The 12,764-nt window shown below is 43.5% G+C and carries 8 protein-coding genes; all 8 read left to right on the plus strand.

The annotated features are described in order from the left end of the window. The first annotated feature begins 145 nt into the window (after window positions 1-145). Window positions 146-1,348 carry a TolC family protein gene (locus tag IRJ17_RS06910; protein ID WP_217022121.1) on the plus strand — a complete coding sequence of 401 codons (1,203 nt, stop codon included), beginning with the start codon at window positions 146-148 and terminating at the stop codon, window positions 1,346-1,348. 456 nt (window positions 1,349-1,804) lie between these two features. Continuing rightward, the gene (locus IRJ17_RS06915) at window positions 1,805-5,008 is read left to right on the plus strand and encodes an S-layer homology domain-containing protein (RefSeq protein WP_217022165.1); all 3,204 of its coding nucleotides are present in this window, start codon (window positions 1,805-1,807) and stop codon (window positions 5,006-5,008) included. A gap of 118 nt (window positions 5,009-5,126) precedes the next feature. Next, the gene (locus tag IRJ17_RS06920) at window positions 5,127-8,021 is read left to right on the plus strand and encodes a beta strand repeat-containing protein (RefSeq protein WP_242773954.1); all 2,895 of its coding nucleotides are present in this window, start codon (window positions 5,127-5,129) and stop codon (window positions 8,019-8,021) included. Window positions 8,022-8,854: 833 nt separating this feature from the next. Next, window positions 8,855-9,565, plus strand: coding sequence for a hypothetical protein (locus IRJ17_RS06925; RefSeq protein ID WP_217022123.1), 711 nt, complete (start codon window positions 8,855-8,857; stop codon window positions 9,563-9,565). A gap of 619 nt (window positions 9,566-10,184) precedes the next feature. Next, window positions 10,185-10,514: a hypothetical protein gene (locus IRJ17_RS06930; protein ID WP_141254115.1), complete on the plus strand. Its 330-nt coding sequence runs from the start codon at window positions 10,185-10,187 to the stop codon at window positions 10,512-10,514. Between the two features lie 129 nt (window positions 10,515-10,643). Then, complete coding sequence (locus IRJ17_RS06935) at window positions 10,644-11,462, plus strand: GNAT family N-acetyltransferase (RefSeq protein ID WP_242775236.1); 819 nt, start codon at window positions 10,644-10,646, stop codon at window positions 11,460-11,462. Window positions 11,463-11,877: 415 nt separating this feature from the next. Beyond that, window positions 11,878-12,270: a hypothetical protein gene (locus IRJ17_RS06940; protein ID WP_173599015.1), complete on the plus strand. Its 393-nt coding sequence runs from the start codon at window positions 11,878-11,880 to the stop codon at window positions 12,268-12,270. Between the two features lie 103 nt (window positions 12,271-12,373). Then, window positions 12,374-12,652: a transposase family protein gene (locus tag IRJ17_RS06945; RefSeq protein WP_122962621.1), complete on the plus strand. Its 279-nt coding sequence runs from the start codon at window positions 12,374-12,376 to the stop codon at window positions 12,650-12,652. The last annotated feature ends 112 nt before the right edge of the window (window positions 12,653-12,764 follow it).

Genomic DNA, 12,764 nt, shown 5'->3' on the forward strand with positions numbered 1-12,764 from the left:
TATAATCCCTTATGAAAATGCTGGTACGACACTAATTTTTCGTGTACGAAACATTACTCTGTGATATAGTGATCTTGGGACAAACTGTAATATTTCAAGTGATGAAAAATTTTATGATCAATACAAAATAAAGGAGTGGAATTACGTGAATTTTCCATACTCAAGCAAAAAATGGATGAGCATCAGTTTGGCAGCTGTACTCACAACGACACTGGGAGCAGGGGCTTTGACAGCGTCTGCGAATACAGCAACAAATGCGGCGACACAAGCACCTGTGGCTGCTCAGGCTTCCACTGACAAAGTAGCGGCGGAAACAGGAACCACAACTGCACCTGCAACGGCCGAAGAAGAGTTGACTTTGGAAAAAGCAGTACAGCAAGCGCTGCAAACAAATGTTACTTTGAACAACGCTCGCCTGGATGCCAAAAATGCAGATATTAACGAGTCGCTTTCTTATAAAACATCTGCAGATATGCCAGCCGAGATGATCGAATCGCTTGAGCTTGCTAAAGCGAAACACGTCGGAAATGCCCAAGGTGAAATGAACAAGAAGCTGAATGCCCTTGCGGTAACAGCTACAGAAAGCAAAATTAAGCTGGGTGCGCAACAAGCTTATTACAACATGATTTTTGCTCAGGATGACTACGACTTGAAAAAACAAAGTCTGTCCCGCGCCGAAACTCAACTGAAAGTTGCCAAGGCTGCTTTTGATGTCGGAACCAAAGCAAAAACAGATGTTTTGCAGGCAGAAATGGGCTTGTCTGGGGCACAGGCAGCTTTGACAAGTGCCGCAAACAGCGTGGAAGTAGCACGTATGGATTTGAATGATTTCCTTGGGGTCGATTTGCAGAAAAAGTGGAAGATTGTAGCTGCAAATAAACAGACAGCTCCGATTACATTGACAATGGAAGAAGCGCAAAAACAAGCACTCTCCAAACGGATTGAAATGACAAGAGTTCAGGAAGAGCTGAAGCTTGCAGAGCTGAATGTGAAGCTGATCGAGGAATATTCCGCGCTTTCCACATTGCCAGGCCGACAAGCTCGCAATAACGTGGAAAAGGCAAAATTGGCGATCGAAGAGCAAAAACGCACGATTTCCAAGGAAGTTGCTCAAGCCTATCTGAACCTGAACGCAGCCAAGCAGGCTATTGAATTCCAGAAAAAAGCGAAGGATTCCGCTGCTGAAAGCTATCGTTTGACGAATCTGCGCTTTGAAAATGGACTTGCAACCACGCTCGAAGTGATTCAGGCAGAAGAAGAATTGTCCGATCGTGAGAACCAGTACCAAAAGGCAATTCTCAACTACAATCTGGCGGTTGTGAACTTTGAAACAGCGCTTGGAAACTAAGTTGAGTTAGGGAAGAAAGATTTGTAAGGTTTTGAATGGAATTGGAAAAAGGTTCAGTCGTGACAGTCCGCCCTGCGTACCCTATAATACGAATTGTGGCGGATGTCACTTCGTACATAATTGACAGGTGAATAAGAACCCACGAAAAAATCTTTAAATTTTTTTCGAAGGCGCCGCAACTTTTGATTAGCTCAGGCGTTTAATAGGATGTCACACGAAATACGGGGAATTGTGTAAAAAAGATTCACGAATACTAGCAGTTATGTTACACTAGTGATTGTTGCATTTTACACAATACTGAATATACTAGAGATTTTTAACGCAAAAAAGCGAAGCTGACCTGCGAAAGGAGGTGACACGCGCTTGCAGGATTCGGGCTTTAAAAAGAAAGATAGATTGACAACAAATATTCCCCAAGAACAATTTGTTTATACTAGAGGAGGAGAACACAAGGTTATGAAAAAGGTCGTTAACAGTGTATTGGCTAGTGCACTCGCACTTTCCGTTGCTCCAATGGCTTTCGCAGCAGAAGATGCAACTACTACAGCAGCTCCAAAAATGGATGCAGCTATGGAAAAAACCGTTAAGCGCTTGGAAGCTCTTGGCCTGGTAGCAGGTTATGGCAACGGCGAATACGGTGTAGACAAAACTATCACTCGTGCAGAGTTCGCTACTCTGATCGTTCGCGCTCGCGGACTGGAGCAAGGTGCGAAACTGGCACAGTTCAACACTACTTACACAGACGTTCGTTCTACTGACTGGTTCGCTGGTTTCGTAAACGTAGCATCCGGTGAAGAAATCGTAAAAGGTTTCCCGGACAAAACTTTCAAACCACAAAACCAAGTTACTTACGCTGAAGCAGTAACTATGATCGTTCGCGCTCTGGGATATGGTCCAGCTGTTAACTCCAGCGGATGGCCTAACAACATGATCTCCAAAGCTTCCGAGCTGAACATTGCTAAGAGCATCACTACTCCTAACAATGCAGCAACTCGCGGCGACATCTTCAAAATGCTCGACAACGCTCTTCGCGTAGACCTGATGGAGCAAGTTGAATTCGGAACGGACATTCGTTACGAAGTAACTGACAAAACTCTCCTGACGAAATACCTGAAAGTTAACGTTGTTGACATGGAGTGGGCTCACAAGAAAGATCGTGATTCCGAAGATCTGCCACTCGTGACTAACGTACCAGCTATCGGTCTGGGCAAATTGAAAGCTAACGAAGTTACTTTGAACGGTAAAGATGCTGGTCTGGGCAACACTACTTACAAAGTAGCTGATGGCATCAACCCTAACGATTTCGATGGTCAACGCGTACAAGTGTGGATCAAAGAAGACCGTGAAAACGTAATCGTTTGGATGGAAGGTTCCGAAGACGAAGAAGTAGTATTGGATCGTCTGAGCGACTTCATCCTGAAAGGCAAATCCATTTCCGACGGTAAAGACCTGAGCACTTCTTCCCTGTCCGATCTGAAAATCGAACTGGATGCTAGTGGCAAAACTTACCGCGTAAACAAAAACACAAAAATCACTTACAACTTCACTCGTTACAACGATCCAGTTGATGCTCTGAAAGACATCATCGCTGCTAACGATTCTTTCGGTGTGAAAGTTGTATTGGATGACAACAACGAAATTTCTTACATGCACGTAATCGATGACACTCAAATGGACCAAAATTCCAAAGTGAAATACGGTTCTGAAGTTATCGGTAAAATCGATGTTGAGAAAAAGAAAATCACCAACCTCGATACTGGTAAATACAACGAGCTGGATGACAAAGAAGAAGGTAAAGACTTCTTGGTATTCCTCGATGGCAAACCAGCTAAATTGAGCGACCTGAAAGAAGGAGACGTATACTCCGTTTACTATGCGGATGGCGATGATGACAAACTGTTGGTATTCGCTAACCGCCAAGTAGTAGAAGGTAAAGTTGACAAAGTAGTTAGCCGCAGCACTACTGACTACCGTCTGACTGTTGGAGACAAAACTTACCGTATCTACAAAGGAGCTACTTACTCCGACAACGGTAACAAAGACGTTAAGAAACTCGACGATTCCAACTGGGATCTGATCAGCAACCTGGATAGCGAAACAGTGAAATTGGTCCTGGATGCTTCCGGCCGCGTTCGTCACGTTGAAACAAAAGATCCAATCGACGATCGCAAACAAAAAGCTATCATCACAAAAGGTGCTGTATACAACTCTTCCAAAGACACTTATGACTTTACTGTTATGACTCAAAAAGGTAAAGCTAAGTCCATCTCTTTGGAGAAGAAAGACATCTACGATAAAGATGGCAAGAGCTTCAACAAAGATGGCAAAAACGGTGACGACATCGAAGCTATTTTCCAACCAAGCAAAGATGACTCCATCGCATTGCTGGAAGTATCTTTCGATTCCAAAGGTGAAGTTGACAAAGTTAAGCTGCTCAATTCCAAACTGATTCCTTCTTCCGGAACTGCTTGGGATAAACTGGCGGATGAAAAAGACGATGTTGTTGGCGACTACGAAGTAACTGACAAAACTGCTATCTTCAAAATGACTGGTAAACTGGATGATTCCGGAAAACGCGCTGAACTGAAAAACGCTGGTGTTGCGAAGTTCAAAGACGTTGCGGATGAAAGCGATCTGAAAGTTTACTACTCCATCGATGAAGAGAAAGATGAAGTAGAAGCAATCTTCGTAGTTGAAGGTGAAGGTTTTGAAGGCGACACTATCTATGGTGTTGTTCAAGACTATAACACTTCCAACAAACAAGATACCATCAAAGTTCTGACTAAAGATGCAGAGAGCGGCAACGTTATTTCTAAAGAATTCAAACTCAACGATGATCGTGAAGAACTGCAAGATGCAGGCATCGTTCGTGGTGATTTCATCGCGTTCCAACTGAACTCCGATGATGAAGTGATTGTTGAAGATGTTGTTGAAGTAGTAAACAACAAAGCTATCAGCAACACTGAGAAAAACTCCGCTACTTTGATGGATCCAGATGACTGGTCCACTGCTAACATCGCGAAAATGACAGTTGCTCGCGTTGACAAAGTAGATGGCAACACCATCACTTACGAATTCAAAGACAAAGATGGTAAAGAAACCACACAAAAACTGTACACTAAAGCTTCCACTGCATTCATCGACACTTACGATGACTTCGAAGGTGAAGATGGCGTAGAAGAAGGCGACTACATCGTTCTGATGGATAGCAAAGACATCGATGGCGATCGTTATGACTATGTCCTGATCGTAGGTAGCGAAGATTGGGCAGATAAGAACGACATCAAAGAAGATGCTATCAACAAGTTCCTGGCTCAAGGACTTGAGGGTTACGATCCAGGCACACCAGGTGGCGATGAGTGGGATGCTCTTCCTTCCACTGTAACTGGTAAATTCGTTTCCATCGGTGCTGGCATGAACGGTTATCAAGTAGTTGCTGACCTCAACAAAGATGTAAAAGCTGGCGACATCAAAACAGTTGAATTCTACATCAACGGTAACAAAGTTGCTACTGATGAATATGTTCTCGAAATCAAAGACAATCAAGTGAAAATTCTTGATTACTCTACTGACGAGAAAGTAACTTCCAGCAAACTGGTAGTTAAAAACGAAAAAGGTGAATCCGACACAGCAACTGTAAAATTTGTAGAAGCTGAATAAGATTACCTCTAACAATCATGTAGGGATTTTTGCTGGGCATAGAGGGGGCTAATCCCCTCTATGCTCTACATACCCTATATACAGAGAACTTCCTATCAAAAATACGGAGGGGTAGTACGTGAATAAAAAAGTTGTTCTTTCTGTCCTCGCGACCGCTGTAGTAGCTAGCATGGCTGCTTCCGCATTTGCCGCACCTAAAACTGGTCTGTATATCGGCGGAAATGTAAAGAAATTCTACTCCAATAACACTCTGCTCAACATGACCAAAGATGCTCGCGCTACTTACAAAAACGAGCTGAAAACTGCTGGTTTCCAAAACCTCGTTTACGTAAACGTCAAAGGTCAAGGTGCTACCATCAAAGAAATGATCGACCTGGGTACTAAAGTAGCTATGGCTGATCCTTTGAAACAAAGCGACTTCTCTGACCTCTACAGCGTAGTGAACAACGATGGTACTATTTCTGGTACTGAAGATGCTCGTTCTAAAGTAGATCCTGTTGACACAGGTGAAGTTAAAGTTGAGTCTGTAACGGCTATCAACTTGAAACAAGTTGTTGTTACATTTGACAAAGAACTGGATGCAGATTCTGCAACAACTTTGGCAAATTACACTTTCACTACAACTGGTACAGGTGTCTTGGGTGGAACACCAGTGTTGTCTGCAGATAAAAAATCTGTAACTTTGACACTGACTACTGCTGCTACAAACCAAGATAACGGTACTTTGGTTGTAAAAGAGGTTAAATCTGCTACTGGCGCTAAAGTAGCTGAAACATCCAAGTCTATTTCCTTCTTGGATACAACTCTTCCATCCGTAGTATCTGCAAAATTGACTGGACCAACTAAAGTTCAGATCAAATTCTCTGAGCCTGTAACTGCAGGAACTCTTGCAAATGCAGCTTTCTCAGTTGATAACAATACGTACTCCCTGGGCGTGGCACCTGTTTTGGTAGCTGGAACGCTTGATACGATTGAGATCACACTGGGTTCTGTTTTGCCAAATGGTCAACACACAATTAAAGTTAACCCAGCTGGCACTGCACCAGGTAACCAAATCAAAGACTTTGCAGGATTTGCAGTACCAACGACAGATGTCAGCTTTAATTATGTAGCTGATACTGTAGCACCTGTGGCTACTTTGAAATCTGTTACACAAACAACTGCAGAAATCACTTTTGATAAAGCTGTTTCCTTTGCTGGTGCGGGTGTATTGAATACAGACTTTACTGTATTCCACACTATCAATAACCAACCAAGCTATAAAGGAACTGCGGTTCTTGCTGCGGATGGAAAAACTCTTACAGTTACATTCCCAACACCGCTTCCAGCAGGTAGCGTAAGCATTTATCTGAACAATGCTACAGATGCAACAAAGCAACTGCAGGATGCATTTGGAAACAAAGTTGCTAACAGCACTTTGACAGCTACAATTACTAATGATACAACTCCGCCAACTGTAACAGCAGTTAAAGCTGTAGACAGCACACACGTAGATGTAACATTTAGTGAAGCAGTTACTGGTGTGGATGCTTCTGACTTCACTTTGAAGGATTCCGCTAATGCACCTGTACTGGTAACACAAGCAGTGCAACAAGGTACTACTAATACGTACCGTCTGACCACTGCTGCATTGAACGGTGACACGTATACGCTGAGCATCAAAGCTGATTCCATCACTGATACAGCTCTTGTACCAAACAAAATTGCAGCTTATACTACAACGTTTACTGTAGCTGACACAGCTGCTCCAATTGTAACTCCAAATGGTTCCTTCTCTGCAGATCTGAAGAAGGTATTTGTAAGCTTCAATGAAAAAATGGCTACTACTGGAACAGGTTCTGTGCTTGATGTTAACAACTATCGTCTTGCTTCTGCAACAGGTACTAACCCATCTGCTTTGCCAGCAGGAACGACAATTAGCATCGGTGCTGATGGTAAGAGTGTAGTAATCAACTTCCCTACTGCAGTAGCTGGTTTGGGAACTGGTAACCTCGCTGGTGTTCTCGTAGGTCAAGTACGTGACCTTGCGGGTAATCCAACTGACAGCCTTTCTAATCTTGTTACCATTGCTACAGCTGATCTGACTGGTGCTAGCATCATTGCGGACTCTGTAAAAGCAATCAGCAAAAACACTATTCAGTTTAAACTGAGTGCTAACCTGAATGCTATCGATGTTAACAAATTTACTATCGATGGAGTACAGGCAACTGGTGCAACTTATGTAAATGGTGCTGGTGAGTCCACTGTTACTGTAACTGCTCCAGCTGACAAATGGCAAACTGACCTGTCTGATTTGGATGCAAATGCAATCCAAATTGCACAAGGTGGTCTGACTAACGATCAAAACGTTTCCAACGGAAGCACTATCACTGTAGCAAAAGCAGATGTTGCAGATTACGTAGCACCAACAATCGTAACCCGTGAAATTGCTGATACAAATGCGAACGGAAAATACGATACAGTAACGGTTACTTTCTCTGAAGCTTTGCAAGCTAGCTCCGTTGCTTTCGATTCATTTACAGTTGAAGGATACACTGTACTTGATGTTAACGTAACTGGTGCTGCAGCTACAATTAAAGTAAAAGAACTTACTTCGAATGATGTAGGGGCTTCTGTTAAAGTACAACTCGTAAAATCGGTTCGTGATGCATCTGATCAACGCAATGCAATTGTTGCTGAGACTTCAGGTACAGTAGCAACTGACATTACACCTGCTCCTGATAACGTTCCTCCAGTAATTGCGGCTGTAGCTGATGCCAATGTTCCTACTGCAACTATCCCAGTATGGGTAGCACCACCAACCACTGCTTTGGATAACGTAGATGGACCTATTGCTAATGTCAATGTGGCTTATTCTAGCGATGACAATGGTGCTACTGTAACTGATTTGGTTTCTGCTAGAAATCATCTGGCGGCTGTTGTAGGAAACACAGTAAAAGTAACTTACACTGTTTCTGACGCTGCTGGAAATGCTGCTACACCAGTAACTGCAACTTTCACATCTACTCCTTAAAAAAATCACGAAACGTTACTTCATAAACTCATTAACTGAGTGAAAGAAGTGGAGAACGACCCCTAGTCCTCTTTAAGAGGGCTAGGGGAACTTCTCTAACTATCTTGTTAAATTGATTGGTGCAAGTCCAATCCATGAGAACAGCCTAACACTCATGTGCCTAATCCTCCTGCACGGAATGCAGTCCTATACCAATTGCTGCCGTGAAGTCAGGTGAAGTCGTACTTGCTGGAAGCAAGGCGGGGCTCTTTAAAAGTTGGCTATGGTCAGGGGACGAATCCATGGTGACCCAGTGCGAGATAGCTGTTGCCAGGTAAACAAGCGCTAGGGGTTTGGCAATAGTCGATATGCGCGAGATCGCATAGACGGGACAGGAATAATTCAGGCTGTTAAACCTGTTTTTCTCGGATTGTATAGTGGGGACCTAAGGCCAGCAAAACAAGGGATAGACAAGGTGGAACGTTTGAAGTCTTGCCAGAAGAGGTGGGGTAGCACCAGAGAGGCTGGTAAGATGGCAGCGGGTTCGTAGTAGCATTGATGGTCTGCCGTTTGTACTCGTAGTGGCAACACAGGCGAGAAGGAGAAAACTGGCCGGAGCGAAGGAACCCAGTCAGCGGATAAGAAGGATATTGCAACTTACAACGGGCATTGTAAGTGATTAACACGTTTGCTTAACATCATGAATCGACATCTTAGACTGCAAACATCCTCATTGATTAGTGAGGTTAGTTTGCGGTTTTTTTAGTATGGTTCCTTCTTAAAAGTTGATGACACGCCGTGTGCGATGAAAGTCGCTCGCACGGTGTAGGCCTGAACGAAAACCGCAGTGCAGTATGATCGCAGAGTGGTTAGTCAGGAATAGCGTAATTCCAGCACAACCGCTTAGCGGAGTTGTTTTCTCTGATGCTACTGGTCAGGCAAATGATGGAAAGACATCTGTGGCACTTCCAGCAGTTAGTGTACCAGGCAATTCTTTTGTTTACAAATTGTCTGCTGATAGTAATGCTGTCCCTACTCCAAATATTGGAGATTCCACAATTGGATGGACACCAGTTACTAACGGAAGCACCATTACTGCTACTCACGGTCAACACATTGGTGTTGCAGAAGTAGGCATAGATGGGAAAGTAGTCAAATTTGTTGACAATACAGCTGTTGTTATCGACTATATTGATGCAGTAGCTGCAACTGTGACGGCTACTGATGCTCCAGTTCTCACTACTAATCTGAGTGGTAAAATGGCATTCATCCTGGTTACAGTTGATGGAGCCAGTTACACTGCGGACTTAGCAACTTGGGACGGTTCGGGAGATGCAGATGCTTTGAAGGCCGCAATTGAAGCCGCTACCACCGGAAGCGTAACATTGGATACAGTTGCTAATGTAACTGTTGATGGCAATGGCAAAATCGTGATTACTTCTAAGACTGCTGGTGCTACTTCTACTGTAGCGGTCACTTTTACGGGGCTGGACGCAGCAGATGCTAAGGCGTTGACTGGCTTTGATGGTAGTGAGACTAATCAAGGTACTAACGCGTCTAACTAAACACAATTTCCCAAACGGGATTTTAGAACAGAACTTACAATAGGCGTTGTAGTATCTCAAGTCTACTAATGATTTTTATAGGATTGCAGAAGAGTGATTTCTGCAATCCTATTTGTTTTTTATTTATAAAAACGTATGTGTAGTAATAGCTTGTTTCGAAAGTTCTGCCACTGTTTTTATTGGATATTTAGCTGGTGTGAACTACTATTTATTACGCTCATTGTAATTTGCATCTTTTTAAAAATGCTGGCGGAACGCCGAGCCGCGTACAATGAAAATCGCCTGCATGCTGTAGGCTCGATTTGAAAATCCATGCAGTTGTATTCCTTATCGAGATCCTATTCGAGGATAATCCATTTTTTTCAATAGTTAAATTGTCACAATTTTATTGAAAATCATCGGGTTTTATGCAACAATTTAAATTGCCCATTGTAAAATAGTACATACCCTTACCGTTGATAGTACGCCGTGTGCGATGAAAGTTGCTTGCACGGTGTAGGCTTGACGAAATCCTTGATCTGAAAGGATAGTCAAGAATAGCTCGAGCTTAAACATTGTTAATGGTTCTTTTCATGTTGAAGTTAATACGGTTAAGTCTGACAACACGGATTTGGTTGTATTGAGAGACTCGAACAATAATCCAAGCAGCTCAGGAACTGGAAAAAATGTTAGCAATCTCATCACCGTTACAAACAACTCCAATGCTGTACAATATGAATATGACCCTGTAACCGATAGCTTCAAAGTAAAACAATCCGGAACAGAAGTTGGCAGTGTCACATTCACCAAAGTAGATGGGATGTTTGACTTCAGCGAAGGTGCTTTCATCGACCCTCAGGCATCGATGACTAATGGTTCAGTTGGTCATCTCAAAGCAACACTGAAAGATGCTCAAGATGTAGAAGTAGGAAATGTCACTGTAGACGTTAATTGCTTTTTGATACCTTAAAATCCAATGGCCAGACTGGAAGTAGTCTGGCTCTTTCTTATGATTTAATGAGGCAGCTTGAAATGGAGGGCGTGGATGAAATTTATCCTGGACGACATAAGAAACGATTTGGAGCTGTACGGGAGATTGATGCGGCCGGAGCATGTATACCTGGTAAGCCAAACGCAAGGTGAACACATTGGCATAGGTGTCCGGGAGTCATCCACACCCATTGCGTATATGGTGGTTCGAATATCGCGTGAACAGTCTCAGGCTTCGATTATCGCTCTAGAGGTAGAGAAAAGTTACAGTGGGTACGGGCTTGAGACAATTTTGCTGCAATTTCTGGAGGGCAAGCTTAAAGAGCAAAGCTACCATTATCTCACTTATGACATCGTTGTACAGGAATCAGAGAATGCTGCCAGGGAGTTTTTGCAGCCGGAGGATGGCTGGGATAGCGGGCAAGTTTTATCTACCGTGTATATCGCAGACATGGAGGAATTGAAATCTGCCAAATGGATGAATACGATACGTGCTCCCCTGCATTTTCGTACATTCAGTTGGGCGGAACTGACTGAAGAAAAGCTGGTTTCCATTCAAGAAGGGTGTAATCGGTGGTATCCGGAGAAATTCTCCCCTTGGCAGGAAGGCTACGACATTGACCATCAACTTAGTGTCGCTCTCCAATACAAAGGAGAGATAATCGGTTGGCTGATGGTCAAGCGGGCAGCCAGCAACATGGCTCTCTTTAAAAGTCTGTTTGTTCGAGAGGAATTTACCAGACTGGGCCGTGCTGGCGTGGTTCTCGTCGAAGGCTTGAAAAAAGTATTGGAGAATCAGGAGATACGATACGCGATGTTTGTTGTGGAAAAAGACAATGCGGCGATGCTGCAAATGGTCAGAAAGCATTTTACTCCTTTTATCATTCGGCGAAAGAAGCTCATTTCGTTTAGGAAGAGCATTTTGTAGGCTGGATTTTTCAATCACATGCTCAAGTTTGTTTCGTCTGTTATGTAAATCAGGAACGAAAGTGGAAGTAAAACAGGATGGTTTAAAGAAGGTTGTAAAAATCAAAAACGGTGGCAGCACCAAATCTAGCTCTGTCTCTCTATCGGAGATGCAGGGCTTTTTGTTATGTAAAAAGCGAGTGCAGCAGTTAGTGGCCGAGCCGCTGAAAGACACTCGATATGGGGATTTTTCGTTAGGAGGGACTGTATAGGCGATTTGTTCAGTGTTTGTTCAGTGCAAATAAATATACTGAACATGCCCGTTGTATATGTTTGCCTTCTTTATTTGTTGATGACACGCCGTATGCGATGAAAGTCGCCTGTGCGGTGTAGGCTCGCTATAATCCGAAGAGTTGCAGGGATAAGGCGAGAATAGCGTGAAAGAAATGGAGTGGAATGCAAGACAAGTGGTGGCAGGTGAGGCTAAGGCTGGTGGCAGGACTGAAATGAACAAGCTGGATTTTGCCAAAACGAGTGCGATGAACGACGGAAGCGTTACGGTTATTTTTGATGATGGCAGCATTCAGCAAAGCAAGAAATGGGCTCGGCAAGCATTTTCCGGCATGGGTTTCACGAAGAGTGAGTTTGGTTCTTCTAGCGGCAAAAGCGCGTTAATGCTCACCGTTTCGGACGAACTGTATGTTAGTGAGCGGTTGAATGCCAAGGCCGATGGAAGACGAGCAACAGATGGATCAAATTATAGACTCACACACAAAGCAGAAGACCGTTCGTTTTATAGAACGGTTTTTTTGTATGGCGTTACATTTTAGGCAAAAGGCAGATGCCTGTTTAGAATTTGTTCAGTTGCCCCTGATACAATAAAAAAGCCGTACCTGCCACAGGACATGTCCAAAGTTCTGGGAGGTGAGTGTGATGAAACCTGTATGGAATTTCTTTATTATCCCTGTTATCAAATGCAATGGGTGCGGACATGAAAAGCTGCATAAAACCGATCATAAAGACCAGATGTTCAAAGACATGATTGATGGTCAGGTTATCGAGATCGAAGTGAGGCGACAACGATATCGATGTCCGATGTGTGGAAGCAAGGAATGGGACAAAGTCGTCGGGGCATCCTCTTATTCGAAAAAAAGCAAGCGGCTGATCGACTGGGAGAAACAGCTCGTGAAGGCGCAACAGAAGCGAGAGTAATGGCTGCTCACGCTCAATAGGCAAGTCTGTCGGAAAGCTGACAGGCTTTTTTTTCGTGAAAAAACGTTTCGAGGGTGTTCATGAGCAGGGATGTGACTGCTTTTGACCAATC

This window comes from Brevibacillus parabrevis, from assembly GCF_022701015.1.
Lineage (GTDB): Bacteria > Bacillota > Bacilli > Brevibacillales > Brevibacillaceae > Brevibacillus > Brevibacillus parabrevis.

What these genes read in the sequence shown, in the direction of transcription:
- IRJ17_RS06925 (WP_217022123.1), top strand. Translation starts at nt 8,855, where the DNA reads ATGATCGCAGAGTGGTTAGTCAGGAATAGCGTAATTCCAGCACAACCG.
- IRJ17_RS06915 (WP_217022165.1), top strand. Translation starts at nt 1,805, where the DNA reads ATGAAAAAGGTCGTTAACAGTGTATTGGCTAGTGCACTCGCACTTTCC.
- IRJ17_RS06945 (WP_122962621.1), top strand. Translation starts at nt 12,374, where the DNA reads ATGAAACCTGTATGGAATTTCTTTATTATCCCTGTTATCAAATGCAAT.
- IRJ17_RS06935 (WP_242775236.1), top strand. Translation starts at nt 10,644, where the DNA reads ATGCGGCCGGAGCATGTATACCTGGTAAGCCAAACGCAAGGTGAACAC.